We start from the raw sequence: 26,584 nt of genomic DNA, 5'->3' as shown, positions 1-26,584 counted from the left end.
TCATTCCGAGGGGTTCAATGCCCCGAGGAATCTCTGACTCCTTCCAATGCTGAAAGAAACTGAGGAGATTCCTCGCCTGCTTACGCAGGCTCGGAATGACAAATTGAAAGGTCGGAATGACAAAGGAAAAAGGCTTGGAATGACATTTGCAATCGGCAAATTCAGTTAATTGTTATTATTAAAATTTTTATGCCATAATTTTTCATGCCTGTTACAGAGATAGAAGTTTATGAAGCTCTTAAACAGCAGGTTGGAGAAAACTCTGTAAAAACTCTTCTTGAGTTTATTGATATTCTCGCCATTAAGCAAGACATTGCAAATTTAGAAGTAAAGATAGAACAAGTTCGGGCAGAGCTTATAAGATGGATGTTTATTTTCTGGGCTGATCAGATTGGTGCTCTTGTGTCAATACTTGCTTTATTTTTTAAGTAGTTTTCTTTATCTCATTCCAAAGGCTATCCATTTCCTGAAGACTCAAATCTTTGAGAGTTTTACCCTTTTGTCCAGCAAGTTTTTCAAGTTTTTTAAATCTTTTTTCAAATTTCCTGTTTGTTTTTCTCAAAGCAGTCTCTGGATCAATTTTGAGAAAACGAGAAAGATTCACAATACTGAAGAGTAAGTCTCCGATCTCTTCTTCTATTCTATCTTTCTCTCCAGTCTTAATCGCTTCTTCAACCTCTCTAAGCTCTTCTTTTATTTTTTCAATAACTCCTTGAGGAGTTTCCCAGTCAAATCCCACTTTTGAGACTCTTGACTGAATTTTATAAGCTTTGAGCAAAGCCGGCAATGCCAGTGGAATTCCTTCAAGAATTGAACTACCAAACTTACCTTCTTCCTTTTTCCTTTCATCCCATTGATTTAAAACTTCTTCAGGTGTCTTAAAATCAGCTTCTCCAAATACATGAGGATGCCTTCCGATCATTTTCTGAATGATTGTCTGTATCACATCATCAATATCAAAATTTCCTTCTTCCTTTGCTATCTGACTGTGAAAAACAATCTGAAGAAGCAAATCTCCAAGTTCTTCTTTAATTGCTTCTGGCTTTTTATTTTCTATGGCTTCAATAAGTTCATAAGCCTCTTCAAGAAGGTATCTTTTAAGAGTATCGTGGGTTTGAACTCTATCCCAGGGACATCCTTTTTCAGAGCGAAGGGTTTCCATTATTTTGACAAGGTCATCAAATTTTTTGCTCAACTGTCTCCTCCAGAATCCATTTAAAGTTTACCCATATTGCCTCTCCCTTTGGAAGACTGAATACATTTCTGCCTTTTTCACTGAGCTTGAGGAAATCTTTATCAAAGAAAACATAGTAGATGCTGTCAAAGTGTTTTAGAAGCTCTTCTTCCTCAGAATCTTCAAACTCTCTGAATGCCATGTTTATAATCAAAAGCTTCTTTTCAGGATTTATGTTAAGCTCTTTAATCAATTCATTTATTCTTAAAGCAGCCTGAATACCGGTTTTAGTAAAGGTGCTTACTATGAATAAAAGGTCAACTTTGTTAAGAATGCCTCTGCTTATGTGTTCCATGCCAGCCTCGTTATCAACAACGATATATCTGTAATGCTCTGCAATCTCCTGTAAAATTCTTTTTAAAACATTGTTTACAGCACAGTAACATCCACTTCCTTCAGGTCTTCCCATCACAATAAGGTCAAATCCTTCAGCTTCTTCAACAACTCTGTTTATTTGAATCTCAAGCCATTCATCAAGACTCATTCCCTCAGGCTTTTCTTTCAAAGCATTATCCCTTACTGATGCAACTGTCTCCTTAATCTCCACTCCTAAAAGCTCTGGGAGACAGTAGTTAGGATCCGCATCAACGACTAAAACAGGTCCAAGTTTCCTCTCAGAAAGATACTTTACTGTGAAGGCAGCAAGAGTGCTTTTCCCTGTCCCTCCTTTTCCAGCAAAGACTATAAAATAACTCATAGCTCTCTCACAATTTTTAATAACTCACTGAATTTATCAATTATAAAATCAGCCTCTTTTAAAACTTCTCTTTCCCTGTATCCGTATGTAACCGCAACTGTTTTCACTTCTGCCTGTTTGCCTGCTATAATGTCAAGCTCGCTGTCTCCAACAACTAATGTTTTATCCGGCGTAGTATAAAATCTTTTAACTGTTTCAATAATCGGAACAGCTGAAGGTTTTCTTTCTGAGAAAAGATCACTTCCAGCTACAAAGTCAAAGTATTTTAAAAGACCGAGATTTTCAAGAGTTTTAAAGCTCAACTCAGTAAGTTTATTGGAAATTACCACTTTTTTAATGTTCTTTAATTCTTCAAGCGTTTCTTTTACTTCAGGGTAAGCTCTTGAGAAATCTGTTATGTGTTCCCTGTAATAGTTTACAAAGCAGTCAATAAGTTTTTGAGATGGAAAATTAACACCTCTTGCCTGCAAAGCTTTTTCTATGAGACGATTAACACCTTCTCCAACCATTTTTTTCACTTCATCCTTTGAGAAACCCGAAATTCCTGATTTTTCAAGACAGTAATTCAATGCCTGCGTTATGTCCTCACAGGAATCAACCAGTGTGCCATCCAGGTCAAAAATAATAAGCTCAATCATAGCAGTTTTTTAGTATAACATGACTTCACTTCTTTATAAAATCGTGCTATAATTTAAACATGGCTCGGATAGATGCCTTTTTTAAACTAATGCTTGAAAATAAAGCAAGTGACCTTCATCTTGTTGCTGGAAGTCAGCCTGTTTTAAGAATTCATGGGGAGCTTGTAAGGGTTCAGTATAAGGTTCTTGACAATCAGGAACTGAGGGCACTTCTCTATGAAATCACTCCGGAGGAAAAAATCAAAATATTTGAAGAAACCGGTGATCTTGATTTTGCTCATGAAATTCCTGGTGTCGCCCGTTTTCGTGTTAACTATTTTATGCATAAGGAAGGAATTGGTGCAGCATTCAGACACATTCCCAATGAAATAAAAACAATTGATCAGCTCGGACTGCCTCAGGTGCTGAAGCGTTTTGCAATGCTTAAAAAGGGAATTGTTCTCGTTACAGGACCTACTGGTTCTGGAAAATCAACAACTCTTGCCGCAATTATTGATTATGCAAATACCCACAGAAAAGAAAGAATAATCACCATTGAAGACCCAATTGAGTTTGTTCACCCCAATAAAGGATGTGTTATATCTTACAGAGAAGTTGGAACTCACACAGAGTCCTTTGCAAAAGCCTTGAGAGCAGCTTTAAGAGAGGACCCTGACATAATTCTCGTTGGTGAAATGCGTGACATTGAGACAATTCAGCTTGCTCTGGAGGCAGCTGCAACAGGGCATCTTGTTTTCAGCACCCTTCATACATCATCCGCAATTAAAACAGTTGATAGAATTATTGATGTCTTTCCTCCTGAACAGCAGGCACAGGTGAGAACCTCACTGAGTGAGTCTTTACAAGCAGTTATTGCTCAGACACTTTTAAGAAGAGCAGATGGTAAAGGAAGGGTTGCAGCCTGCGAGATTCTGATTAACACCTATGCTGTTGCAAACCTTATAAGAGAAGGAAAAACTCATCAGATACTTTCAATAATGCAGACAAGTAAAAAAATCGGCATGCAGACAATGGATGACACACTTTTACAACTTCTTCAGGAGGGGAAAATCACTCCAGAGGATGCTTATGAAAGGGCAACAGATAAGCAAAAATTCGCTAAATTTCTTAAAGAAGTTCCTCAAGAAGGCATTGGATGAGAAAACAGGAACTTGACTACATACTTGACAAAATCTGTGAAACCTATCCTGAGCTGTCAGATATTGTCTTTACAGTGGGAAGACCCTTTCAGGTGCTTATGTGGGGCGAGTTAAAATCAGTTTATCTGCAAAATATACCTATTCAGTTATTAACTCCATTTCATACAGAAAGAATAGCTTTAGCATTAATGAATAATCAAAAAAGGCTTATTGAAAATCTTATAAAAGAAGGATATTGCGATACAAGTTATGTTATACAAAAAGCAAGATTCAGGGTAAATATTTTTTCTCAAAGAGGAAACTATTCAGCGGTTTTAAGAAAGCTTCCAATGAAGATACCAACAGTTGAGGAACTCAGGCTCCCTCCGATTATTCAAGAAATAGCCAATGAAAGAATGGGGCTTGTTCTGGTTACAGGAGCAACAGGTTCTGGTAAATCTTCTACCCTTGCAGCAATTTTAAATATTATTAATGAAACAAGGTCATGTCACATTATAACTCTTGAAGATCCTGTTGAATTCATTCATCAGCATAAAAAATCTACATTTAACCAGAGAGAATTTGGCATAGATTTTCACAACTTTGCAGATGGACTCAGAGCTGCATTGAGGCAGGCTCCTCACGTAATACTTGTGGGAGAAATAAGAGACAGGGAAACTCTTGAAATTGCAATGCAGGCAGCAGAAACAGGTCATCTTGTTCTCGGCACACTTCATACAACTGATGCAGGACAAACAATTGGAAGAATGATTGGAATGTTTCCACCACAGGATGAAAATTACATAAGACTCAGAGTTTCTGACACCCTTAAGTGGGTTGTTAGCCAGAGACTTTTACCGAAAATTGGCGGAGGAAGAATAGTAGCCACAGAAGTTATGAGGAAAAATCTCAGAATAAGAGACTTGATTATAAATGGAGAGACTGCTGAGAAAACCTTTTATGATGTTATTGCCACAAGTGGAGCAGTTGGTATGCACACTTTTGATCAGTCCATACTTGAACTTTATAAGCAGGGATTAATTACAGAGGAAACTGCAGTAGCCTTTGCATCAAGGCGCTCCTATGTAACTATGGAGATTGACAAAATGAAGGCAGCAAAGGGAGAAAAAACAACAGATATAGAGGGACTTAGGCTTGATATTGATTATGGTAAAAAAATAAAAGGATGAAGCATGCCAAAAGCTATTATATGTGAAACAAATGAGGAGGTTCAGAAATTTTTAGTTGATTATTTAAAATCAGCAGGATTTGAATGTTTTATTTTTTCCAATTCTAAAGAAGTTTTAAATGCAATTGAAGATGCATCTTTAGTGGTAACAGCAGAACAATTTAATGAGATAATTGAAATCATATCTTCCTTGCCAATGTATCAGAGAAGAGATATCATTGTTATTTTGTTGTCTACATCAATTCCAACAATGGACAGACTTTCTGCCTTTGCAAAGGGTGTTGATTTTATTGTGAATGTTAAAGATATAAATAATTTTCCAGCAATTTTTAAAAGAGCATATGTGGAACACCAGAAAACATACAAACTTTTTAAAGAGACTCTTTCAAAGTTGTTTTACTAAGCTTTTGCTATTAATCTTTTTATTCCTGCTGGGTTGTGCGAGTCTGCCAAAACCATTACAGGAGGCTTCGGCATTAAGAGATGTGTCATTTAAAGCTGTTAAAGAAAATCCTGATAAATACATTAATCTTTCTTTGTTATGGGGTGGACGAATTACAAACTGCACAAATACTCAGGATGGCACAGTTTTTGAAGTTCTTTATTTGCCTCTTGACAGAGAAGGTTATCCAGAGGAGCGGGATGATTCAGAAGGAAGATTTATCGTAATTTCAAAAAATTTTCTTGATTGTGCAGTTTATTCAAAAGGAAGGCTTCTAACAGTTGTTGGAAAATTTAAAGGATTAAAAGAAGGAAAAATTGATACAATGCCTTATAGTTTCCCTCTTATTGAATCTCAGGCAACATATCTATGGAAGAAAAGACACAGGGAATACTACTGGCATCCTTCTTTATGGTTCTGGTATGGATATCCTCCATGGTATTTTGAATATGGACCTGGATGGTGGTAAACTTACAAAATAATGGGAAAAATTCAAATACTTCCTGAAAGCATTGTAGGGAAGATCGCAGCAGGAGAAGTTGTTGAAAGACCTGCCAGTGTTGTAAAAGAACTTATTGAAAACTCAATAGATGCGGGCGCAAACTCAATCTCTGTATACATAAAAAAATCAGGAATTGCTGAAATAAAGGTAATTGATGATGGAGAAGGCATTGCTTCTGAGGACGTTTTGACTGCCTTTCAAAGACATGCCACAAGCAAGATAAAAGACGACAGAGATCTTATCAGAATCTCCTCACTTGGTTTCAGAGGTGAAGCTCTTTATTCTATTGCACAGGTAAGCAAAATAAAAATAATTACTCAGCACATAACAGAAAATACAGGCACAGAAACTTATTTTGTTGCTGGTAGTTTAAAATGGCAAAAACCAGCAGTTACCAGAGGAACAACAATAGAGGTTTCAGAGCTCTTTTTTAATACTCCTGTAAGAAGAAAGTTTCTCAAATCTCCATATACTGAAAAAGCACATATCATTGAAACTTTTCAGAACTATTGTCTTGCCTATCCTGAGATTTCTTTTTCCCTGTTTATTGACGATGAAGAGATATTAAACATTCCTGAGACAGACAGCATTTATAAAAGGATATGGCAGGTTTTTGGTGTGGAACTGGCTGAAAACCTTAAGATTAAAACAATTTCAAAGGATGATTACAGAGTAGAGCTTTTTTTAGGTGATGGACTTAAAGGAAAATCTAAAGTTTTTTTAAACCGAAGACCTGTGAAAGAGCAATCCATTGTAGGTAACATATGTAAAGCTTTTCAGCTTATGCAGCCACAGTTTATTGTTTTTATCACTGTTCCTCCAGAAGAAGCAGATTTCAATGTTCATCCAGCTAAAACTCAGGTTAGATTCTGTAATCCACAGAAAATTCACCAGCTTATTTTTAGAATGGCAGAAGCAGAGCCGAGCTCCTTATCGTCTGCAGCCAGAGAAAACATGGTTGCAGAAAAGCCATCTCAGTGGGAGTTTAACAGTGTATCTGCAGAGCAAATTGCTATATTTCATGCAGAGCCGGTTTTTAGTAGAGAGTTTTTTGTTCTTGGTGATTCCATTGTGGTTGTCAAGGAGCCTCACGGCGTGGTATTTCTTGACTATCATGCTGCCCATGAGAGAGTAAATTTTGAAAAAATTTTAAATAAGAATCCTGTGGTTGTAAAGCTTGTCTTTCCTGTAATTGTAAATCTAAGTTCCGATAATTATATTGTAATAAAAGAGAATCTGCCGATTCTTCACGAGCTTGGCATTGAAGCTGAGGATTTCGGTAAAAACTCAATAATAATAAGAGCATTGCCTGAATTTATCCAAAATGGTGATGTGGCAGGAATAGTTGAAAGCATTGCTCAGACTCTTAAAGAGGAAATTAGCAAACCAGATTTAATTGAGATAAAAAGAAAGATCGCAGCTCAGGTTGCCTGTCACACCTCTCTCAGGGCAAATGATAAAATTAATTATGTTGAGATAAAGATCTTATTACAGGAGCTTGAAAAAACCACTGATCCTGAACACTGTCCTCACGGAAGACCGGTAAAAAAGTATTTTTCAATTGATGAAATTAAGAAGTGGTTTTTAAGGTAGTGTTGTCAGAAAGAGACTCTAAAATGTCAAAAATTTGGCATAATCTGGTTTGCTACTGCCATGATTTTGCCTGGAGATTCCCTTTAGAGACGACAAAATAGAATATCATTCTCCGTATCTGGCATAAATTATGCTAAATGTTTTAAATTTAGAAAAGAACCTTAGGAGGTTAAGCTATGCCAAAAGAAACAAAACTACAGAATGATGAAGCTGAGTCAAAGGAACAACCAGAAAAACCGAAGAAAAAAAGCAAACTTCCATTAATTATTATTGCTGCTTTAGTCCTTATAGCTGGCGCAGCAGCAGCTTATTTTTTCATTCTCGGTAAAGGCGATCAGCATACTAAAAGCGCCACTTCAAAGGAATCTCAGGGTGTAAACTTTGCCCTTGAACCTTTTGTGGTAAATTTAATGGATCAGGGTGGAACAAAGTATCTTAAAGTTACTGTTCAGCTTGAGCTTTCCCAGGCAAAACTTGCTGAAGAGGCAAAAAGTAAAACGCCTCAGATAAGAGATGCTATTATAACGCTTTTAACAAATAAAACCTCCGATGAGCTTATTACTCCAGAGGGAAAACTACTTCTTAAGGACGAGATAAAGCAGAGAGTGAACCAGATTCTCGGTGAAAATACTGTTACAAATGTTTATCTTACAGATTTTGTAATGCAGTAGCCATGCCAGACGACGAAATTTTATCTCAAGAAGAAATTGATGCTTTACTTAAAGGTATTTCAGGAGGAGAAGTTGAAACTGAGACAGCAGAAGCTCCTTCTGGAATAAGACCCTATGATTTTACATCTCAAGAGAAGATTGTTCGTGGTAGAATGCCTTCTCTTGATATCATCAATGAACGACTGGCAAGGAATTTTAGAATAGCACTTTCCTCAGATATAAGAAAAATTGTGGAGATTGTCAATGTAAATGTTAACATAACAAAATTCTATGACTTTTTACGTTCTGTTCCTTTCCCTTCAAGTTTAAATATCATAAAACTTGAGCCTTTAAGAGGCTTCAGTCTTGTTGTTTTTGATGCGCCAATGATTTTCTCTCTTATAGAGTTTTATTTTGGAGGCTCTGGTAAGGGATATTATAAACCTGAAGGAAGAGAGTTTACTCCAATTGAGCAGAGGATTATTCATAAAGTTGTAATGATGTTTCTTGAATCTATGGAAGAAGCATGGAAACCTGTATTCCCTGTAAAACCTCAATACATCCGCAGTGAGATGAATCCGCAGTTCGTTACGATTGTTACACCTGTAGATGTGGTTATAGAAACAGAATTCACACTTGAGATTGAGACAAGAGAGTGTAAAGTCATGGTATGTATCCCCTATTCTTCTGTAGAACCCATAAAGGAAAAACTTTACAGTGCATTTCTTGCTGACAGGGATGAAATAGACATGAAATGGATAGGAAGACTTAAGGCACAACTGAAACAGTCTCCTGTCAAGGTAGAAGCAGTTTTAGGCAGGGTAACAATAGATTTTAAAACTTTATTGGATCTTAAAGTAGGTGACATTATAACTCTTCATAGAAGAATAGATGAGGATATGGATGTGCTTGTAGAAGGTGTGCCAAAGTTTAAGGGAAAGCTTGGCACTTATAAGGGAAACTATGCAATAAAAATATTAGGGGAGGCATAGAATGGAAGAGAAAGAAGTTAAACAACAGGACATACAGGAAAACCTGGAAGAAGAGCTTGATATGACAAAGGCTCTTGAGATGGAGAAAGCAATGAAGCAGCAGACGGTGCAAACTCCACAGATAGATGAATTTACTCCAACTGCAGAAAAACCAAAGATAAGAGACATAGAATTCATTCTTGACATTCCGCTTGAATTAACAGTCATTATTGGTTCAACAAGAATTCTTGTCCAGGAACTTCTTCAGTTAACCCAGGGGTCTGTGGTAGCACTTGACAAACTTGCAGGAGAGCCAATGGAGGTCTATGTTAATGGAAAGCTTATTGGAAGAGGAGAAGTGGTTGTAGTTAATGAAAAGTTTGGAATTAGAATTACTGATATCATAAGTCCGCAGGAAAGAGTAAAACAGCTTGGGTGAGGTGTGTGGTGGAGTATTTTAAACTCATAGCATCCTTAATTTTCATTATTGCAGCCCTTTACATTGTTCTTAGATTGATGAAAAACAAGATAAATCCAGGCAAAGGATTTATTCAAATTGTTTACTATCAACCAATAGGTTATAAAAAGGGTATAGGAGTTGTAAAAGCCTTTGATGAATATCTCTTGGTGGGAATATCAGACAACGGAATCAATCTATTAAGTAAACTGGATACTTCAAAGATTAAGGCAATTTTTGAGACACAACAAGAGGAAAGAAAATCTGTATGGCAAAAAATATTCAAAGGTGGATTGTTCTGTTTTGGTTTTATCATGATTCCTGCCCTTTGCTTTGCAGCTCCTCAGGTAAATGCAGGAGGTGGACTTTTTGGATTTTCCTCTGCAGTTGATATCCTTGTATTTATCACACTGCTTAGCTTTTTACCTGCAATTTTGATTATGATGACTTCTTTCACAAGAATTGTGATAGTTTTATCCCTTCTAAGACAGGCTCTTGGAACTCCTGCTGTTCCACCAAATCAGGTGATAATAGGACTTGCATTGTTTCTTACCCTTTTTATTATGTCTCCAACCATTGATAGAGTTTACAATGAAGCTTATGTTCCTTTTTCAAAAAAAGAGATTACAATGCAAGAGGCAATAAACAGAGCCTCAGTTCCATTTAAAGAATTCATGTTAAAGCAGACAAGGGAAAAGGATCTTGCGTTGTTTCTTAAACTTTCAAAAACTGAGGTAAAACCTGCAACTCCTATGGATCTGCCAATGAAGATTGTTGTCCCTGCCTTTGCTCTTGGAGAGTTAAAAAGAGCTTTTGAGATAGGATTTTTAATTTTTTTGCCTTTTCTTGTTATTGACATTGTTGTGGCAAGTATTTTGCTGTCAATGGGTATGTTTATGGTGCCGCCAGTTATGATATCAATGCCTTTTAAGCTTTTGCTCTTTGTTTTAGTTGATGGCTGGCAGTTAATAATTGGTTCACTTGCAGGAGGATTTAAATGACAGTAGAATTTTTAAATTACATATCAAAGCAGACCTTTGAAACTATACTTCTGGTTGGAGGTCCTGTTCTTCTTGTAAGCCTTCTTGTGGGTCTTCTTATTGGATTATTTCAGGCAATAACTCAACTACAGGAGATGACTATAAGCTTTGTTCCAAAGGTTATTGCTGTGTTTTTAACACTTCTTCTTACAATTCCATGGATTGTCAATATAATGACTAAGTTTACGAGAGGAATTTTTGAAAATCTTCCATTGTATGTGAAATGAACTACTTAGAATTGCTTACAACGCAGATTTATAAATTTATTCCTGTTTTTATCAGAGTCTCTGTAATTCTGTTTTTTCTGCCATACATTGGAAGTAGAACAGTTCCTTTAATTTTTAGATTCTTTTTTGCCCTTTCAGTATCTTTTGCAATAATGCCTTTTATGCCTCAGAGGGAAGAGAATTTTTTAATCTCTCTCTTTAATGCTGTGCTTTTTGGATTAGCCATTGGTTTGATGGTAAGAGTTATAATTGCAGCAGTTGAGACAGCATCTCAATGGATGAGCATGCAGATAGGTTTTGCAGTAGCAAACATCTTTAATCCCCAGTTTGGTGAACTTATGGGACCGCTCAGTGTTTTTTATGAAATGTTTATGATAGCTCTATTTTTTTCTCTTGATCTGCATCTAAGTATGGTGGAAATTATTGTTAAAAGCTTTGAAGCACCAGCAAATTTTTCCTTTGCAAAAAATATAATAGAGTTTTCCTATCTTTTATTCCCTCTGGCACTGAAGCTTTCAGCACCTGTACTGCTTGTTCAGGTTTTGATGAATATGGGGCTCGGATTTTTATCAAGGATTATGCCTCAGGCAAATGTTTTTTTCGTTGGATTTCCACTTTTACTTGCCACAGGAATTGCGGTTGTCTGGCTCAGTATTCCTATTTTTACAATGGTTTTATCAAAGGCATTTATTAATCTTAAAGATGCTTTAGTTAACTTATTGAGGTAAGAAATGCCAGAGGAGCTTCAAGAACGAACAGAGCAGGCTACTCCACGAAGGAGAGAAAAGGCTCGTCAGAAAGGTGAAGTTCCCAGAAGCAGGGAACTTACAGGTATAGTGAGCCCCTGGATGATTTTTCTTTATTTTGTCTTCTTCGGTAGTTTTTTAATAGCAGCAGAAGAACACCTGAAACTGGCATTTACAAGACTGAATCCTGATTTTACGAGCAGTGCTATCCTTATCATAATAAAAGACGAGATAAAATGGTTTTTCCTTCAGTTTACTCCTGTTGGAGGATTTGTTCTTTTCGGTGTTTTGCTCGTTCACTTTGTTCAAACAGGCTTTCTTTTTACTGCTGCTCCATTAGTTCCTGACATTTCAAGAATAAGCCCCTTGAAGGGCATAAAAAGAATGTTTTCCTTTACTGCTTTATTTGAAACAATAAAGGGTGTTTTAAAACTGATAGCTCTTGGTGCTGTAATATACTTTGTTTTAAAAAAAGATGTCAATATCCTGCCACTCTTAATAGATATGGATGTAAAAGGTATTGCAGGAGTCTCATTCCAGAAGATTTATCAGCTTTTGCTTGCATGCCTTATAATGCTTACAGTTTTTGCAGGTATAGATTTTGCTTATCAAAGATGGCAGTATGAGAGAAATCTGAGAATGACCAAGCAGGAAATAAAGGAAGAGTTTAAGGAAACAGAGGGTTCACCAATGGTAAGAGCAAGAATAAGAAGTCTGCAGAGAGAAATTGCAAGAAGAAGAATGATGCAGGAAGTTCCAAAGGCAGATGTGGTAATAACAAACCCTCTTCATATTGCTGTATGCATAAAGTATGACTCTCAAAGCATGGATGCTCCAAAAGTTGTCGCAAAGGGAGCAAACATTCTTGCCGAAAGAATAAAAGAGATTGCAAGAGCAGCAGGTGTACCAATTTATGAGAATAAACCGCTGGCAAGAGCATTGTATAAAATTTCCGTGGGAGAAGAAATTCCTGAAGCGCTTTATAAGGCAGTTGCTACCATTTTAGCGACAGTTTATAAGCTTAAAGGAAGAAAGATTGCATGAAGGTAATGAATTACATAAGAAGTGATGTTTTAGTGGCAGTAGGCATAATTTTAATACTTATTTTCATGATTGTGCCAATTCCTCCGTTTATGCTTGATCTTTCTCTTACAATGAGCATAACCCTTTCAATCCTTATTATTCTTGTGGCATCCTATGTGAGAAGACCACTTGATTTTTCAGTATTTCCCTCTGTTTTGCTGATTGCTACCTTAATGAGGCTTTCTCTGAATATTGCATCAACCAGGCTTATTCTTACAAGGGGTGAACTCGGAACAGAAGCAGCAGGAAAGGTTATTAAAGCCTTTGGAGAGTTCGTTGTAAGCGGAAACTTTGTGGTTGGATTAATTGTCTTTTTAATTCTCGTAATCATTAACTTCATCGTGATTACAAAAGGTGCTGGAAGAATTGCAGAGGTTTCAGCCCGTTTTACCCTTGATGCAATGCCTGGTAAACAGATGAGCATAGATGCGGACCTTAATGCTGGACTTATTGACGAAAAGGAGGCAAGGCGTAGAAGAGAAGAGATAAGTAGAGAAGCAGACTTTTATGGAGCGATGGATGGTGCAAGTAAATTTATTCGTGGCGATGCTATTGCAGCGATAATTATTATGATTATAAACATCATTGGTGGAATTTTAATTGGAGTGCTACAGAAGGGAATGGCAATAGGAGATGCTGTTCAAACATATGTGATTCTTACAATTGGTGATGGACTGGCAGCTCAGGTCCCCGCACTTATTACATCAACTGCAGCAGGCATTGTGGTAAGTAGAGCAGCTACTGAGTCAAATCTCGGGCAGGATATCCTGAATCAACTTTTTAAAAATCCAAAAACTCTTGCCACAGCATCAGGAGTGCTTCTTTTGCTTGGATTAATTCCAGGTCTTCCCCATCTTCCTTTTATAATTATTGCAGTTGTTTCTGGTGCAATTGCGTATCTGATGATAACCAGAGAGAGGAAAGAAAAAGAGGTACTTCCAGCAGCTCCACCAGAGGAAAAACCTCCTACAATGGAAGCTCAGCTTGAAAGTCTTCTCAGAGTTGATCCAATTTCTCTTGAAATAGGATACAATCTTATTCCACTTGTTGAGGGAGAAAGCTCTCTTGTTGAAAGGATTCGCTCTCTGAGAAAACAGATTGCCATGGAGATGGGTTACATAGTTCCATCCATCCATATAAAAGACAATTTAATGCTTAAGCCTTCTCAATACAGTATTCTCATAAAAGGAGTTGAAATAGCCACATCAGAGATAATTCCTGGAAGATTTCTTGCAATCGGTGCCAGACCCTCTGCGGAACTTGAAGGAATTCCAACAAAGGACCCAGCTTTTGGAGTGGATGCTCTATGGATTGAACAAAAGGATGTTTCAAAGGCACAGATGCTTGGATTTACAGTTGTTGATGCATCATCTGTTATTGTTACTCATCTTAGAGAAATTCTTAAAAACTATGGTTATGAACTTCTTGGAAAACAGGAAACTCAGAGACTTCTTGATAATCTTGCAAAAACCCATCCAAGAGTGGTTGATGACCTCGTTCCTAATCTTTTAACTCTTTCGCAGGTTCAGAAAGTTCTTCAGAACCTTTTAAGAGAGAGAGTTTCAATAAAAGATTTACAGACTATACTTGAAAGCCTCGCAGAATACGCCAGTGTAACAAAGGATCCAGATATTTTAACAGAATATGTTAGACAGGCACTGTCAAGAAGAATAACAAAAAGTGTTCAGAATCCTGACGGCACAATAACTGCAATTTTACTTGATCCTTCCCTGGAAAGAACATTTATTGAGTCTTTGCAAACAACGCCTCAAGGCACAATTTTTGCTCCTGATCCGGTGTTAGTGGAAAAAACGATTGAAAAAGTAAAGGCATTGGCTGACGAAGCAACAATTAAGGGATATCAACCAGTCTTAATATGTTCACAGGCAATAAGAAGATTTTTAAAAAGGGCGATGGAAAGAGTTGCTCCTTCTTTACCTGTAGTATCGCCGCAGGAGATATCTTCAGGAGTAAAAATACTTATGCTTGCTACTGTAAAGCCTGACTAATCAGGAGGAAACTATGAAAATAAGAAAATTTCAGGGTAAGAGCTTTAAGGAGGTTTTAGAAGTAGTTAAAAAAGAAATGGGTCCAGATGCGGTGATTCTATCAAGTTCTTCTAAAAAAGAGCCTCTTTCAAATAATTCATATATAGAGGTTACTGCTGCAATAGATAATGGCACAGATTCTGTCGAGGATGCTCTGGGTAACAGACTCCAGAGTCAATTTGACTTGGGAGTGTTTAAGGAAATAGAAAGGCTTAAAGCTGAAGTAAGCCTTTTAAGAGAAAGTGTTATAAAACTATTTCCTTGTCTTGATGACCTCTCAAAAAGAGGACTGTACAATTTTCTCATAAAAAATAGTGTGGAACCATATCTTGCTTTGATGCTCATAGAAAAAGCTAATGATATGAATGAGTTAAGGATGGCAATTGAAAGGGATCTCAAAATCTGTAAAAATAATTTTGATGAAGAAAGAGGATTTGTTTTTTATGGATTACCAGGTGTTGGCAAAACAACAACAATTTTTAAATTGGGGCAGATTTTAAGAGCAAATAATCAGAAATTTATAATTCTTTCTCTTGATTCAAGAATTTCCTCTGTTGCTTATGTAAAAGAAATGGCATTAAAGTTAAAATGTGAAACAAAATTCGTGAATGAACCAGGAGAACTTTATAAAATAATGCACAAAGAGATTGACAGAAAAAAAATACTTGTTGATACTCCCGGAGATGCAAACATAAGCATAGCAGGAGAAATTAGAGATATATTAAAGGATATGCCAGTAAAAAAATGTCTTGTTATGGATGCATCAATGGCAACCCAATCAAATATAAGAGTGTTAAAAACAATGGATACTGCTTCAGTGGATTGTATAGGCTTCAGCAAAATTGATTTAGCGCAGAACTATGGTTCTTTATATAACCTCTCAGTTTTATCAGGTAAACCTGTCAGTTTTATTACATCAGGAGCTTACGGAGAGCCTCAGGCTCGGGTATTTCCTCCATATACAATACCAAATCTTATTATAGGAGGAGTCTGTGAAACCTAATATCCCAAGAATTGTGGCTGTTTCAAGCGGTAAAGGAGGTGTGGGGAAAACCAACTTTGTAACAAACATTGCTCTGGTTTTCAGAAGCATGCAAAAGAGAGTGCTTCTTATGGATGCAGATGTTGGGTTAAGCAACATTGATATAATGTTTGGAATAGCACCAAAATATAATATCAAACATCTACTCTCAGGAGAAAAATCAATGAAAGATATAATTGTGAAAACTCCTGAAGGAATTGATATTATTCCTGCCAGTTCCGGAATAAGAGAGCTTACTCAGCTTACGTATGGTCATAAGATGAGAATTATTGAAGAGCTTGAAAATATTGATAAAGACTATGATATCTTTCTTATTGATACGGGAGCAGGAATTTCAGATAATGTAACTTTTTTCTGTTCTGCTGCTCATGACACAATTGTAATTGTTACTGCTGAGCCAACTTCAATTGCCGATGCCTATGCATTAATTAAGGTGCTTTATAGGGAACATGGAGAGATGAATTTTCGTATAGTTGTGAATAATACTAAAAATCATAGGGAGGCAAAGGAAACATTCAGAAAACTATCCATGGTTACTGAAAGATTTCTTGGTATATCCATTGACTGGCTTGGAGAACTTCCCTATGATGAGAAAATAAGAGAAGCTGTAGTTGCACAGAAACCTTACATAACCCTTTACCCAACATCTGATTTTTCAAAAAAACTTACAGAAATTGCAAAGCAGTTTCTGAAAAGAGAGGTTGACCTACTAAAAGGTGGAATGCAGTTTTTCCTTAAAAAGGCTTTAATTAAATAAATTTATGTTTTATTCTGACGATGAAAAAGAAAAACTTATTAAACAGTTTTTGCCAAAAATAAAGCACCTTGCTTTAAGATACCATCATATTGTTCAGTCTGTTCTTGAACTGGATGATTTAATCTCTGCTGGAGTAAAGGGATTGCTTGAGGCGTTAAATAAATACGATCCTTCCTTAAATGTCCCCCTTTCTTCTTTTATAGAATATAGAATAAGAGGAGCTATCCTTGATGAAATTCGCTCTCTTGATGTTTTTTCAAAGGAATTTCGGAAAAAAGTAGAAGATGTAAAAAAAACATGGAAAAATCTTAGACAATCTGGCAGAGAACCAACAGATGAAGAAATTGCAGCTTCTTTAGATATTACTCCTCAGCAGTTACAGGAGATTTATCAGAGTATAACAGCTTCTGATGTGATAAGTCTGGATAATTCTTTAATCAGTCAAAACGGAGACAGATTAAATCTTCTTGAAGTTATATCTGATGAAAAGGATATTTTTGAAGAGATAAATCTTCGTGAAGTTAAAGAAAGGCTTTCTGCTGCTATTGAGAGTCTGTCAGAAATTGAAAAACTTGTTATCTCCCTTTATTATTATGAAGAATTAAACATGAAAGAAATTGCACAGATTCTTGGAGTTTCTCTGTCAAGAGTGAGTCAGATTCACGGAAAGTCACTGTTAAAATTGAAAAATTTTCTTGAAAAATAAGTTGATTAAAGATAAAAATTTTGTATAATATTATCAATTGTTTCTGGAGGGTTAATAATGAAAAATATAAAGCAGATAGTTTTTAAACTACTCAATGATCCTGAACCATCAGTTCGCAGACAGGCAGCAGAAGAGCTTGGCAGTGCAGATGAGAGAGCAGTTTATCCATTAATCAAGGCATTAAAAGATGAAAATACAGCAGTTCAGGAAGCAGCAACTCAGTCTCTAATCTCTCTTGGTAGTGGAAACAGATTCTTAATAAATTCAGGAGAAGTTGTTACTTACATGGTCATTCCTTTATTAAGAGAAGAAGAGGCATATTTAAGGAATACTGCTATTTTAATAATTAAAGAAATTGGGCACAGAGCACCACAGCTTATTTACAAACTTCTTAAGGATAAAGACCCTGACATAAGAAAGTTTGCTCTTGATTTGATTTCAGACATAAAAAAAGGATTTGATGGTGAAAAAATTATTCCTCTGCTTAAAGATCCTAATGGAAATGTTAGGGCTGCAGCTGCCCATGCACTGGGAGAACTCGGATATAAAGAGGCTATTTCTGCATTAATAGAAAATCTGCAGGATGAAGAATGGGTTGTCTTTTATGTTTTACAGGCTCTTGCTCAACTCAAGGCAGAAGAGGCTGTGGATAAAATTGGTGAGCTTCTTTTAAGTACAGACTCACTCTTAATTAAATCAGAAGCAATTGATACTCTCGGGAAAATAGGAACTGAAAAGGTTTCACAGCCTCTTTTAAAGTATTTTCCTGTTGCCACAAAAGATGAAAAGAAAGAGATTGTAAAAGCTTTAATAAGAATAGGAATAATTCCTGATGGACAGGAAATAAAAGAAGAAGTTCTTTCAATTTTTAAAGAAGAAGAATGGGAGGATAGGCTTATAGCTCTGAAAGGAGTGAAACTACTAAATCTTGTAGAGGCTGTTCCATTAATTGTGGAAGAAGCTGGAGCTCTTGACCCAGGATGTTTTGATTATGAAGAAAAAATAGAGGCTTTAGGGGAAGCTTTGCTTTCAATAGACTCAGAAGATGAACTCATCTCAATGATTGAAAAAAACAAACTTAAGTATAGAGCAAAAGCTTTTGTTATAAAACTGCTTGGTAAATTAAGGAGTAAAAAAGCTGTCCCGATTCTCATAAGACTTCTTGAAGACATAAAAAGGGATATAAGAATAGCATCTGCAAAGGCACTTGGCGAAATTGGAAGCACACAAGCAATTAAGCCTCTTATTAAAAAAATCAATGAAGATCAGGACGCAAATGTGAGAAAGGCAGCGATAGAAGCTCTTGGAATGATAAGAGTTCCAGAAGCCTATGAGCCTCTTTATCATTTGCTTGAAAGAGAAGCATATCCAGACATTATTGAAGCAATTGTCTCAGCTCTTATATCAATTGATCAGGAGAGATTTTTAAAAAATTTAAAGTCTTATAAAAAAGAAGTAAAGCAGGCTCTGGCAGGAATGACTTATTCAATAGATATTTTAGATATGCTTTCTAAGTGTGAAGACAGGGAAGTGCAAAAAGCAGCCATATATGGACTTGGCAGAGTTGCTACAGAAGAAGCTATAGCCAAAATTCTTGAATTTATTAGGTCTGATGATAAGGAGCTAAAAAAAGCAGCTATTTTAGCTCTTGGAGAAGCCAGCTTCTGTTCTGATGTATTGTTTCAATGTCTTGAAGATGAAGACCCATGGATAAGATACTATGCTGTAAAATCAATCAGTAAAGCCTGTGACCCAGAAATTTTAATGGAAAAACTAATCCCATGCTTGGACGATCCATTCCCTCCTGTTGTAATTGCTGCAGTTGAGGCTTTAGGAGAAATAGGTGGTGCTCAGGTTTATGACATTCTTGCCTCTAAAAGAGAGCATCCTGACAGGGAAGTTAAAGAAAAAATAGAGGAGGTTTTGCAGAAAATATGATAACTCAGACTACTTCCTCTTCTACAACAATAAATGATGAAGTTTTTAAACAACTGAGGGATTTTATTTATGAAAAGACAGGAATATATGTGCCTGATAATAAAAAATACTTTCTTGAAAACAGGCTGAGCAGAATTTTAAAGGAAAAAAATCTGCGTAATTTTGAAGACTATCTTTATTTCTTAAAATACAGCGCAAATAAACATGAGATAGCAAGGCTTTTTGATGCGGTCACAACAAATGAGACTTTTTTCTTCAGAGAACCTCAACAGTTTGAAGTATTTTCAAATAATCTTATTCCCCAGATCATTAAAGAGAATACTCAGATGGGAAGAAGGGATATAAAAATATGGTCTGCTGCATGTTCAACAGGAGAAGAACCATATACAATTGCAATGATACTGCTTGACAAACCTGAGTTAGTCTCTTTCAGAAAAGAGATATATGCATCTGATATAAGTGAGTCAGTTTTAATCTCTGCAAGAAAAGGTATGTATGGCTCTTATTCTGTAAGAAATGTTCCACCACAGTATATGGCAAAGTATTTTAAAGACTCAGGTGGTATTTATGTTCTTTCTGAAACAGTAAAGTCAATTGTAAAATTTATGAACATTAATCTTATAGAAGAAAGAGAAGTCAAGCAGCTTAAAGGCATGGATGTGGTATTTTGCAGAAATGTTTTAATATATTTTGATGACAAAGCAAAAAAGAAAGCAGTTTCTCTTATTTATGATGTTTTGCGTCCAAAGGGCTATCTTTTTGTTGGAACCTCAGAGAGTCTACACAACATAACAAGAGCATTTCGTCCTGTTGTTATTAGTAAAGTTGTTGTATATCAAAAAGTTTAGTAAGGAGGGCTTTATGAAGATTCTTGTAGTGGATGACGATAAAACAACAAGGAAAATGATTTCTTTAATACTGAAAAGCAAAGGATATGAAGTGGTTACTGCTGAAAATGGCCTTGAGGCATTACAGAAACTCGGACTTGAGAAAATAAATTTAATTCTTACAGATATGAATATGCCATATATGGATGGAATAGAGCTAACAAAACAGGTAAAAGCAAATCCTGATTTTTCTTATATTCCTGTGGTTATGATAACAACAGAAGCTGATGAAGATGAAAAAAAGAGAGCCTTTGAAGCAGGCGTGGATGACTATCTTGTAAAGCCCACAAATGCTGAACAGATTACAGAGAGCATGAAAAAAATAGTAAAAAAAATTTTTAGTAAGTGAGGAGGGCTTGAGATGTTTAACTTTAAAATAAAAGTTCTGGTAGTGGATGATTTCCCAACCATGAGAAGAATTATAAAAAATCTTTTAAAACAGCTTGGATTTGAAAACATAGAAGAGGCAGAAAATGGAGAAGATGCTTTAAGAAAGTTAAAAAGTGGTGATTATGGTCTTGTGGTTTCGGACTGGAACATGCCTGTAATGGAAGGGATAGAACTTTTAAAACACATAAGAAGTGACCCTCAACTTAAGGATATACCATTTCTCATGGTTACGGCAGAGGCAGAAAAGGAGAGGGTCATTGAGGCAATTAAAGCAGGCGTTGACAACTACATAGTAAAACCCTTTACAGGAGAGGTTCTTAAAGAAAAGCTTGAAAAAATCGCCCAGAAAAAACCGTCTCTTAAAGGAGGGCAATGATGGCTGATGAGATGGATGAGATAATAAATGAATTTATAGTGGAAGCTGAGGAAATTCTTGAACAGATTGATCCTCTTTTTGTGGAGCTTGAAAGTAAGGGTGAGGATCCTGAAATTATAAACGAAATATTCAGAGGAATGCATACTCTCAAAGGAGCTGCTGGATTTCTTGGATTTCAGAATGTTGTGGATGTTGCTCACAGAGCTGAGACAATTCTGAAGAAAGTCAGGGAAGGGGAGATCTCAATTTCGCCAGAACTTACCGATGCAATACTTAAAGCAGTAGATACATTAAAAATCTTGATTTCTCATATTAAAGCAAAAGAAGAACCCAAAGAAGATATTAAGCCAGTTCTTGATTTACTTGACAGTGCTCTTCAGAAAGCTTCTGAGAAAGAGGTTTCAGAAACCACTGAAGCTATTGAAAAGGTTGAAAAAATTGAATCTCAGGAGGTTAGCACTCCAGAGCACAGAGAACCCACTGCACAGGCTCCAAAAGAAAAGGAAAAAGAAGTCTCCACTCTCAGGGTTGATGTCGAAAGAATAGACAAGGTTATGGATCTTGCAGGAGAGATAGTTCTTGCTCGTAACAGGCTTCTTAATCTTTCCAACAAACTTGAAGCAAAGTATGCAGGCGACGAACACATAGAAGGACTTATTGAAACAACTGCATTTCTTGACAGAGTTACTTCAGATCTTCAGCTTGCTGTAATGAAGATGAGGATGCAGCCTCTTCAAAAGGTATTTGTAAAATTCCCGAGAATGGTAAGAGACCTTGCAAGAACACTTGGAAAGGAAGTTGATCTTGAGATTATTGGTGAAGATACAGAGGTTGACAAATCAGTCATTGAGCATATTGGAGACCCCCTTGTTCATATCATAAGAAATTCAATAGACCATGGAATAGAGTCCCCTGAAGAGAGAATCTCAAAGGGCAAACCATCAAAGGGTAAGATTGTTATAAATGCATATCAGAAGGGAACTCAGATTGTCATAGACATCTCAGATGATGGTAAAGGAATAAATGTTGAAGCTGTTAAAGCAAAGGCAATTACAAAGGGGCTTATTACCCTTGAAGAAGCTGAAAAAATGTCTGAAGAGGCATTAATCAATTTAATCTTTCTGCCAGGTTTTTCCACAAAGGATGTCTCAACAGAACTGAGTGGTAGAGGAGTAGGAATGGATGTTGTTAAATCCAATGTGGCAAAACTCAACGGATATGTAGAGATATTTACTGAAAAAGATAAAGGAACAACTTTCAGGATAAGCTTACCCCTTACGCTGGCAATAATTCAGGCTATGATGGTTCAAGTTGGAGACGAAACATATGCCATACCTCAATCCATGATTGAAGAAACATTAAGAATAAACATCAATGAAATCAAAGAGGTAACAGGACAGAGGGTTCTTACAATTAGAAACAGGGTTTTGCCCCTTTTCATGTTAAATGAAATTCTGGGTGCAACAGGTGATGCAGAAACTGATAGAAAGTATGTTCTTGTAGCAAGTGTGGGAGACAGGAGATTCTGCATATCTGTGGACTCTGTTCTGGGACAGGAAGAAATTGTTATAAAAACCATAAATGGTGTGGATTCTGAAGAATGTGGAATAATGGGAGCAACTATAACAGGTGATGGTAAGGTTGTGTTGATTCTTGACCTTGCCGTGCTCTCAAGAAAAGTTTTGACTGTAAAATAAATTTAAGGGAGAGAGAAAATGAAACAGTACATTGGTTTTATTCTGGAAAAAAACGAATATACTGTTCCCATTCTTAAAGTTCAGGAAATTATTAAACTTCCTCAAATTACAAAAATGCCAGGGGTACCCTTTTATGTTGAGGGAGTTACAAATCTTCGTGGTAGAGTAATTCCAATTGTAAATCTAAAAAGAATTCTTGGTATTCCAGAAGAAAACAATGGAGGAAAAGTAATTGTTGTTTCCTCAGGAAAGATAACTTTTGGTGCACTGGTAGATGATATTACTGGAGTGGTAAACATAGATGAAACAAGTGTTGAACCTGCTGATGAGTTTATGCAGCATGGTCAGACCCAGATAGAAGGTGTTGCCCGTTTAGATGATAGACTGCTTATTTTGCTGGATACAAAAAAATTAATTCCGTCAGAAGACCAGAGTCTTTTTGAAGAAGAAATAGTAGAGGTTCATGATGAGGGAGACAGGGTTGAGGTTGTGAAAAAAGTCAGTGGAATTGGTGGAGAAGTAACAGTTACTGAAGTCATAGATCCTGTAAAATTTTACGAAAAGAAAGGTATAGCAAAGGATGATCCAAAATATGTTTTGCTGGAAGAAATAACCAATTTTATGAACGCAGTAACACAGGGAGACTATGAGCAGGCAGACAGAATAATGAATAACATAATTCAAAAAAGCCAGAGTGATTTATTTAAAGAAGTGGGAAAAGTTGCACGGAAACTTCATGATTCTTTAAAAAGCTTTAGAGAAGCCCTTGATCCAAGACTTAGGGAAATTGCTACTCAACAGATGCCAAGAGCAGTTGATCAGCTTCAGATGGTCATTGATAAAACAGAGGAAGCAGCAAATAAAACAATGGAGATTGTTGAAAAATATATTTTAAAAATGGATGACCTTGCAAATCACATAAGAGGGCTTCAAGGACCCTCAGAAAGTGTAGAATTTCTTAGAGAGTTTAAAAATTCTCTTGAAGATGATTTAACAGAGATTCTTACAACTCAGTCTTTTCAGGATCTGACAGGACAGGTTCTTAAAAAGGTGATTACTCTTGTAGGAGACCTTGAGATAGAGCTTCTTCGTCTTATAACCACTTTTGGGTTGAAAATTGAAGAAAAGGAAGCAGCTAAAAAGGAAGTTGAAAAAGTTTCACAGGAAGATGTTGATGAGCTTCTTAAAGAATTTGGTTTTTAAGGAGATTCAGCTATGATTAAGGTTCTTGTTGTTGATGATTCAGCCTTTATGAGAAAGGCAATAACAGCCATGTTGCAGGAAGACCCTGAAATTAAGGTAATTGGAACAGCAAGGGATGGAGTTGAAGCTGTTCAGATGGTTCAGGAACTCAAGCCTGATGTAGTAACAATGGATGTGGAAATGCCAAGAATGGATGGTATAACTGCATTAAAGGAGATAATGCAAAAATACCCTGTTCCTGTTATTATGGTTAGCTCTCTTACAACAGAAGGAGCAAAGGTAACCCTTGAAGCACTGGAGCTTGGTGCAATAGATTTTATACCCAAAAATCTTGCCGAACTTTCTGTAAATATCGTTAAGATTAAGGGAATGTTGATTGAAAAGATTAAAACAATTGGCAAACGAGGGATTGTAAAAAGAAGACCAGTAGTCAAAGCCACAGAGCCCAAAATAGAAATCCCCAAGGTTGAAGTTCCTAAAGTGAGAGTAACTACGGAAAGAAAGATCGGAATAGTATCCATTGGAACTTCCACAGGAGGTCCTAAAGCACTTCAGGAGATTATTCCAAAGCTACCAAAAGACTTTCCTGTTCCTGTAGTTATTGCCCAGCACATGCCACCTAATTTTACAAAGCCCTTTGCAGAAAGACTTGACCAGTTGAGCCAGCTTTCAGTAAAAGAAGCTGAAGAAGGAGAACCTATAAAACCAGGTATCGTATACATTGCTCCGGGCCGAGGACATATGAGACTTAAAAGAAGAGGAATTGAAACCTTTGTGTCCATTTCAGAAGATAAAGAAGAGTTCATATATCGTCCGAGCGTTGATGTTTTAATGTTATCTGTGGCAGAGTGTTTTCCTGGCAGAAGTCTTGGAGTAATACTAACAGGAATGGGTAATGACGGAGCAAAAGGATGTAAGAAAATTAAGGAAACAGGCGGAAGAGTATTTGCACAAAATGAGGAAACCTGTGTAGTATATGGTATGCCAAAAGCAGTTGTGGAAGCTGGCATTGCTGATAAAGTGGTGTCTCTTGAAGAAATGGCAGGTGAAATAATAAATGCTGTATAGGAGGCAATTTTGCAGGAAGAAATTATAGAAAGAATAATTCTTAAGACAGTTGATATACCTTCTTTACCACCAATTGCCATGAAAGTTATGAGCCTTATTCATGATGATTATGCTTCTTTAAAGACTCTTGAAGAAATAATCTCCCGCGATCAGGGATTTGCCACAAGACTTTTGAGAATAGCAAACTCTCCCTACTATGGCCGCGACAGAAAAATTGAGGATATCCCACAGGCAATACTTCTCATTGGGTTTGAAACTCTTAAATCACTCGTTATTGCAACTTCATTAAAAGATTTACACAGAAATTTCGGAGTGTTTGAGCAAAGACTCTGGGAACATGCTCTTGGAGTAGCTTTGTGTTCAAGTTTGCTTGCCATGGTAACTCATATGGTAACTTCAGATGAGGCTCTTGTATGTGGATTAATCCATGATGTTGGTAAAACAGTTATAAACAACGCAATGCCAGAAATGTACATTCAAATTTATGAAAGAATGTATAAGGAAAATCGTCCAGTAATAGAAATTGAAGATGAAATACTGGGATTTAATCATGCTGTTATAGGTAGTCTCATCGCAAAGAAGTGGAGGCTTCCTGAAAAACTTGAAATGGTAATAACCTATCATCATACATATCCCTATCCAGATTACGAAGATCAGGCATTTGCCGATATCTGCAATATTGTAAGGGTTGCAGACCAGATATGTCTCAATCTCGGAATAGGATTAAAAGAGCCTTTTACAACTCAAATAGACTTTGAATCTCTTGGTATGACAAAAGATGCTATAAATGAACTTATAGGACTCTTTAAAATTAAGTTTGAACAACAAAAAGACTATTTATTGAGCTAAAAAAAATGAGCCCTGAAGACAGAATAGACCCTCTGAACCCTTACAGAGCCATAAAACCTGTAAGGGAGGGTTCTGTTTTTGCAAAATATAAACTGAGAAAAAAGTTTAAAAAGAAGGAAGAACAGCCTGAGGAAAAAACTGCACCTAAAGAATCTTCAGAACATAAAATAGATATTGAAGCATAAAATTCCATTCAGGAAAAAATTTCCCATTAAAGCAAACTTCACTTCTATGTAAAGCAATAGTTTTTAAGAAAATCGCATTGGCATAGTTATTGCTTTATTGTTTTCAAGAGGAGGTAAGGATGTATAAAGGAATTTACATAACAATGACTGGAATGAGCATGAGGCAGTATGAAGTTGATGCTGTAGCAAATAATCTTGCCAACATTAATACCACAGGATATAAAAGACAGCAGTTTGCAAGCAGGCTTTATCCATTGCTTTCAGGAAGACCCGTTGAGCCCAATTCTATTTATCAGGATGCGAGGGTGCAAACATATTTTGGAACTCAGTATATTGATACATCTCAGGGTGTTTTAAAACAAACACAAAATCCCTTTGACCTTGCCATACAGGGAGATGGATTCTTTGCTGTAAGACAGAGCAATAAGATTTTATACACCCGTGGAGGCTCATTTACAAGAGACAGGGAAAACTATCTTGTTACACAGGCAGGATTAAGGGTTCTTGATGAAAATAACAATCCGATAGTAATAGATGGAACAAAAATAGAGATTGCAAAGGATGGTAGTATCTTCATTGATGGAAATCCTGCTGGACGCATTAAACTTGTAAAATTAAATAATCTTAGACATATTGGGCAATCCCTTTATGAAGGAACAGAAGCTGGTGAGGCTCATGGTCAGATTTTACAGGGCTGGATAGAGTCTTCAAATGTAAATCCAATGAGTGAGATGGTTCAGATGATTCAGGCTATAAGGAACTTTGACCTCACTCAGAGAGTTACCTTAAATTTTGATCAGCTTGCACAGAGAGCAGTAAGTGAAATTGCAAGAATCTAAAAGGAGGTAAAC

Annotated in this window: 29 protein-coding genes and 2 pseudogenes; 28 read left to right on the top strand and 3 right to left on the bottom strand. The window is 36.5% G+C overall.

Annotated features, from left to right (window positions below):
- Positions 1 to 204: 204 nt before the first annotated feature.
- On the top strand, positions 205 to 432 hold the full coding sequence (locus tag V4D30_RS06335; RefSeq protein WP_353683481.1) for a hypothetical protein: 228 nt from the start codon (positions 205 to 207) through the stop codon (positions 430 to 432).
- Here V4D30_RS06335 and mazG read toward each other — a convergent pair.
- The 3 genes from mazG to V4D30_RS06320 are packed head-to-tail and all read right to left on the bottom strand — an operon-like array spanning position 425 to position 2,569.
- Positions 425 to 1,195, bottom strand: coding sequence for a nucleoside triphosphate pyrophosphohydrolase (mazG, locus tag V4D30_RS06330; protein ID WP_353683480.1), 771 nt, complete (start codon positions 1,193 to 1,195; stop codon positions 425 to 427). The genes V4D30_RS06335 and mazG overlap by 8 nt on opposite strands.
- Positions 1,179 to 1,931: an AAA family ATPase gene (locus V4D30_RS06325; protein ID WP_353683479.1), complete on the bottom strand. Its 753-nt coding sequence runs from the start codon at positions 1,929 to 1,931 to the stop codon at positions 1,179 to 1,181. Before V4D30_RS06325 ends, mazG begins: the two co-directional genes overlap by 17 nt.
- Entirely contained in the window at positions 1,928 to 2,569 is a 642-nt protein-coding gene (locus V4D30_RS06320) for an HAD-IA family hydrolase (protein ID WP_353683478.1), read from the bottom strand. Before V4D30_RS06320 ends, V4D30_RS06325 begins: the two co-directional genes overlap by 4 nt.
- A 59-nt stretch (positions 2,570 to 2,628) precedes the next feature.
- Here V4D30_RS06320 and V4D30_RS06315 point away from each other — a divergent pair, with 59 nt between their 5' ends.
- From V4D30_RS06315 to flgF, 27 genes and pseudogenes are all read left to right on the top strand, one after another.
- Positions 2,629 to 3,708: a type IV pilus twitching motility protein PilT gene (locus tag V4D30_RS06315; protein ID WP_353683477.1), complete on the top strand. Its 1,080-nt coding sequence runs from the start codon at positions 2,629 to 2,631 to the stop codon at positions 3,706 to 3,708.
- Positions 3,705 to 4,877 (top strand): PilT/PilU family type 4a pilus ATPase, encoded by a 1,173-nt coding sequence (locus V4D30_RS06310; protein ID WP_353683476.1) that lies wholly within the window; start codon positions 3,705 to 3,707, stop codon positions 4,875 to 4,877. Before V4D30_RS06315 ends, V4D30_RS06310 begins: the two co-directional genes overlap by 4 nt.
- 3 nt (positions 4,878 to 4,880) lie before the next feature.
- A complete protein-coding gene (locus V4D30_RS06305) occupies positions 4,881 to 5,279 on the top strand; it encodes a hypothetical protein (RefSeq protein WP_353683475.1) in 399 nt (132 codons plus the stop codon).
- Positions 5,218 to 5,787 carry a Slp family lipoprotein gene (locus V4D30_RS06300; protein ID WP_353683474.1) on the top strand — a complete coding sequence of 190 codons (570 nt, stop codon included), beginning with the start codon at positions 5,218 to 5,220 and terminating at the stop codon, positions 5,785 to 5,787. The genes V4D30_RS06305 and V4D30_RS06300 overlap by 62 nt, the downstream gene beginning before the upstream one ends.
- A gap of 12 nt (positions 5,788 to 5,799) precedes the next feature.
- Complete coding sequence (mutL, locus tag V4D30_RS06295; protein ID WP_353683473.1) at positions 5,800 to 7,413, top strand: DNA mismatch repair endonuclease MutL; 1,614 nt, start codon at positions 5,800 to 5,802, stop codon at positions 7,411 to 7,413.
- 176 nt (positions 7,414 to 7,589) lie between these two features.
- Positions 7,590 to 8,084 (top strand): flagellar basal body-associated protein FliL, encoded by a 495-nt coding sequence (locus V4D30_RS06290; protein ID WP_353683472.1) that lies wholly within the window; start codon positions 7,590 to 7,592, stop codon positions 8,082 to 8,084.
- Between the two features lie 2 nt (positions 8,085 to 8,086).
- A complete protein-coding gene (gene fliM / locus V4D30_RS06285) occupies positions 8,087 to 9,055 on the top strand; it encodes a flagellar motor switch protein FliM (protein WP_353683471.1) in 969 nt (322 codons plus the stop codon).
- A gap of 1 nt (position 9,056) precedes the next feature.
- A complete protein-coding gene (gene fliN / locus V4D30_RS06280; protein WP_353683470.1) occupies positions 9,057 to 9,473 on the top strand; it encodes a flagellar motor switch protein FliN in 417 nt (138 codons plus the stop codon).
- Positions 9,470 to 9,742 (top strand): annotated as a pseudogene (gene fliO, locus V4D30_RS06275) (flagellar biosynthetic protein FliO); the annotation flags it as partial. The gene fliN and the pseudogene fliO, both read left to right, overlap by 4 nt.
- Before the next feature lie 123 nt (positions 9,743 to 9,865).
- Positions 9,866 to 10,492: pseudogene (fliP, locus tag V4D30_RS06270) on the top strand (flagellar type III secretion system pore protein FliP); the annotation flags it as partial.
- On the top strand, positions 10,489 to 10,758 hold the full coding sequence (fliQ, locus tag V4D30_RS06265) for a flagellar biosynthesis protein FliQ (protein ID WP_353683469.1): 270 nt from the start codon (positions 10,489 to 10,491) through the stop codon (positions 10,756 to 10,758). The pseudogene fliP and the gene fliQ, both read left to right, overlap by 4 nt.
- Complete coding sequence (locus V4D30_RS06260) at positions 10,755 to 11,486, top strand: flagellar biosynthetic protein FliR (RefSeq protein ID WP_353683468.1); 732 nt, start codon at positions 10,755 to 10,757, stop codon at positions 11,484 to 11,486. The genes fliQ and V4D30_RS06260 overlap by 4 nt, the downstream gene beginning before the upstream one ends.
- A 3-nt stretch (positions 11,487 to 11,489) precedes the next feature.
- Positions 11,490 to 12,548 carry a flagellar biosynthesis protein FlhB gene (gene flhB, locus V4D30_RS06255; protein WP_353683467.1) on the top strand — a complete coding sequence of 353 codons (1,059 nt, stop codon included), beginning with the start codon at positions 11,490 to 11,492 and terminating at the stop codon, positions 12,546 to 12,548.
- A 5-nt stretch (positions 12,549 to 12,553) separates the two neighbouring features.
- Positions 12,554 to 14,596 carry a flagellar biosynthesis protein FlhA gene (flhA, locus tag V4D30_RS06250; RefSeq protein WP_353683466.1) on the top strand — a complete coding sequence of 681 codons (2,043 nt, stop codon included), beginning with the start codon at positions 12,554 to 12,556 and terminating at the stop codon, positions 14,594 to 14,596.
- Positions 14,597 to 14,609: 13 nt separating this feature from the next.
- Entirely contained in the window at positions 14,610 to 15,638 is a 1,029-nt protein-coding gene (locus tag V4D30_RS06245) for a hypothetical protein (protein ID WP_353683465.1), read from the top strand.
- The gene (locus V4D30_RS06240) at positions 15,628 to 16,434 is read left to right on the top strand and encodes a MinD/ParA family protein (RefSeq protein WP_353683464.1); all 807 of its coding nucleotides are present in this window, start codon (positions 15,628 to 15,630) and stop codon (positions 16,432 to 16,434) included. Before V4D30_RS06245 ends, V4D30_RS06240 begins: the two co-directional genes overlap by 11 nt.
- A 4-nt stretch (positions 16,435 to 16,438) precedes the next feature.
- The gene (locus V4D30_RS06235; RefSeq protein ID WP_353683463.1) at positions 16,439 to 17,140 is read left to right on the top strand and encodes a FliA/WhiG family RNA polymerase sigma factor; all 702 of its coding nucleotides are present in this window, start codon (positions 16,439 to 16,441) and stop codon (positions 17,138 to 17,140) included.
- Between the two features lie 57 nt (positions 17,141 to 17,197).
- Positions 17,198 to 19,078: a HEAT repeat domain-containing protein gene (locus V4D30_RS06230; RefSeq protein WP_353683462.1), complete on the top strand. Its 1,881-nt coding sequence runs from the start codon at positions 17,198 to 17,200 to the stop codon at positions 19,076 to 19,078.
- Complete coding sequence (locus V4D30_RS06225) at positions 19,075 to 19,926, top strand: protein-glutamate O-methyltransferase CheR (protein WP_353683461.1); 852 nt, start codon at positions 19,075 to 19,077, stop codon at positions 19,924 to 19,926. Before V4D30_RS06230 ends, V4D30_RS06225 begins: the two co-directional genes overlap by 4 nt.
- 13 nt (positions 19,927 to 19,939) lie before the next feature.
- The gene (locus V4D30_RS06220; RefSeq protein ID WP_353683460.1) at positions 19,940 to 20,314 is read left to right on the top strand and encodes a response regulator; all 375 of its coding nucleotides are present in this window, start codon (positions 19,940 to 19,942) and stop codon (positions 20,312 to 20,314) included.
- Between the two features lie 12 nt (positions 20,315 to 20,326).
- Positions 20,327 to 20,731 (top strand): chemotaxis response regulator CheY, encoded by a 405-nt coding sequence (locus V4D30_RS06215; RefSeq protein ID WP_353683459.1) that lies wholly within the window; start codon positions 20,327 to 20,329, stop codon positions 20,729 to 20,731.
- The gene (locus V4D30_RS06210; protein WP_353683458.1) at positions 20,731 to 22,428 is read left to right on the top strand and encodes a chemotaxis protein CheA; all 1,698 of its coding nucleotides are present in this window, start codon (positions 20,731 to 20,733) and stop codon (positions 22,426 to 22,428) included. The genes V4D30_RS06215 and V4D30_RS06210 overlap by 1 nt, the downstream gene beginning before the upstream one ends.
- A gap of 18 nt (positions 22,429 to 22,446) precedes the next feature.
- The gene (locus tag V4D30_RS06205) at positions 22,447 to 23,631 is read left to right on the top strand and encodes a protein phosphatase CheZ (protein WP_353683457.1); all 1,185 of its coding nucleotides are present in this window, start codon (positions 22,447 to 22,449) and stop codon (positions 23,629 to 23,631) included.
- Positions 23,632 to 23,643: 12 nt separating this feature from the next.
- Positions 23,644 to 24,699, top strand: a complete 1,056-nt coding sequence (locus V4D30_RS06200) for a chemotaxis response regulator protein-glutamate methylesterase (RefSeq protein ID WP_353683456.1) — start codon at positions 23,644 to 23,646, stop codon at positions 24,697 to 24,699.
- 9 nt (positions 24,700 to 24,708) lie between these two features.
- Complete coding sequence (locus V4D30_RS06195; RefSeq protein ID WP_353683455.1) at positions 24,709 to 25,548, top strand: HDOD domain-containing protein; 840 nt, start codon at positions 24,709 to 24,711, stop codon at positions 25,546 to 25,548.
- A gap of 5 nt (positions 25,549 to 25,553) precedes the next feature.
- Entirely contained in the window at positions 25,554 to 25,733 is a 180-nt protein-coding gene (locus V4D30_RS06190) for a hypothetical protein (RefSeq protein ID WP_353683454.1), read from the top strand.
- A gap of 119 nt (positions 25,734 to 25,852) precedes the next feature.
- Positions 25,853 to 26,572, top strand: a complete 720-nt coding sequence (gene flgF / locus V4D30_RS06185) for a flagellar basal-body rod protein FlgF (protein ID WP_353683453.1) — start codon at positions 25,853 to 25,855, stop codon at positions 26,570 to 26,572.
- Positions 26,573 to 26,584 lie beyond the last annotated feature (12 nt).

The sequence above is a fragment of the Thermodesulfovibrio sp. 3907-1M genome (genome assembly GCF_040450955.1).
Lineage (GTDB): Bacteria > Nitrospirota > Thermodesulfovibrionia > Thermodesulfovibrionales > Thermodesulfovibrionaceae > Thermodesulfovibrio > Thermodesulfovibrio autotrophicus.
Note: the sequence above shows the minus strand (reverse complement) of the source record. Positions and strands in the feature narration are given on the sequence as shown.

Coding starts and splice junctions, on each gene's coding strand:
- V4D30_RS06335 (WP_353683481.1), top strand. CDS start 205: ATGCCTGTTACAGAGATAGAAGTTTATGAAGCTCTTAAACAGCAGGTT.
- V4D30_RS06325 (WP_353683479.1), bottom strand. CDS start 1,931: ATGAGTTATTTTATAGTCTTTGCTGGAAAAGGAGGGACAGGGAAAAGC.
- V4D30_RS06320 (WP_353683478.1), bottom strand. CDS start 2,569: ATGATTGAGCTTATTATTTTTGACCTGGATGGCACACTGGTTGATTCC.
- V4D30_RS06315 (WP_353683477.1), top strand. CDS start 2,629: ATGGCTCGGATAGATGCCTTTTTTAAACTAATGCTTGAAAATAAAGCA.
- V4D30_RS06310 (WP_353683476.1), top strand. CDS start 3,705: ATGAGAAAACAGGAACTTGACTACATACTTGACAAAATCTGTGAAACC.
- V4D30_RS06305 (WP_353683475.1), top strand. CDS start 4,881: ATGCCAAAAGCTATTATATGTGAAACAAATGAGGAGGTTCAGAAATTT.
- V4D30_RS06300 (WP_353683474.1), top strand. CDS start 5,218: ATGTGGAACACCAGAAAACATACAAACTTTTTAAAGAGACTCTTTCAA.
- mutL (WP_353683473.1), top strand. CDS start 5,800: ATGGGAAAAATTCAAATACTTCCTGAAAGCATTGTAGGGAAGATCGCA.
- V4D30_RS06290 (WP_353683472.1), top strand. CDS start 7,590: ATGCCAAAAGAAACAAAACTACAGAATGATGAAGCTGAGTCAAAGGAA.
- fliM (WP_353683471.1), top strand. CDS start 8,087: ATGCCAGACGACGAAATTTTATCTCAAGAAGAAATTGATGCTTTACTT.
- fliN (WP_353683470.1), top strand. CDS start 9,057: ATGGAAGAGAAAGAAGTTAAACAACAGGACATACAGGAAAACCTGGAA.
- fliQ (WP_353683469.1), top strand. CDS start 10,489: ATGACAGTAGAATTTTTAAATTACATATCAAAGCAGACCTTTGAAACT.
- V4D30_RS06260 (WP_353683468.1), top strand. CDS start 10,755: ATGAACTACTTAGAATTGCTTACAACGCAGATTTATAAATTTATTCCT.
- flhB (WP_353683467.1), top strand. CDS start 11,490: ATGCCAGAGGAGCTTCAAGAACGAACAGAGCAGGCTACTCCACGAAGG.
- flhA (WP_353683466.1), top strand. CDS start 12,554: ATGAATTACATAAGAAGTGATGTTTTAGTGGCAGTAGGCATAATTTTA.
- V4D30_RS06245 (WP_353683465.1), top strand. CDS start 14,610: ATGAAAATAAGAAAATTTCAGGGTAAGAGCTTTAAGGAGGTTTTAGAA.
- V4D30_RS06235 (WP_353683463.1), top strand. CDS start 16,439: ATGTTTTATTCTGACGATGAAAAAGAAAAACTTATTAAACAGTTTTTG.
- V4D30_RS06230 (WP_353683462.1), top strand. CDS start 17,198: ATGAAAAATATAAAGCAGATAGTTTTTAAACTACTCAATGATCCTGAA.
- V4D30_RS06225 (WP_353683461.1), top strand. CDS start 19,075: ATGATAACTCAGACTACTTCCTCTTCTACAACAATAAATGATGAAGTT.
- V4D30_RS06220 (WP_353683460.1), top strand. CDS start 19,940: ATGAAGATTCTTGTAGTGGATGACGATAAAACAACAAGGAAAATGATT.
- V4D30_RS06215 (WP_353683459.1), top strand. CDS start 20,327: ATGTTTAACTTTAAAATAAAAGTTCTGGTAGTGGATGATTTCCCAACC.
- V4D30_RS06210 (WP_353683458.1), top strand. CDS start 20,731: ATGGCTGATGAGATGGATGAGATAATAAATGAATTTATAGTGGAAGCT.
- V4D30_RS06205 (WP_353683457.1), top strand. CDS start 22,447: ATGAAACAGTACATTGGTTTTATTCTGGAAAAAAACGAATATACTGTT.
- V4D30_RS06200 (WP_353683456.1), top strand. CDS start 23,644: ATGATTAAGGTTCTTGTTGTTGATGATTCAGCCTTTATGAGAAAGGCA.
- V4D30_RS06190 (WP_353683454.1), top strand. CDS start 25,554: ATGAGCCCTGAAGACAGAATAGACCCTCTGAACCCTTACAGAGCCATA.
- flgF (WP_353683453.1), top strand. CDS start 25,853: ATGTATAAAGGAATTTACATAACAATGACTGGAATGAGCATGAGGCAG.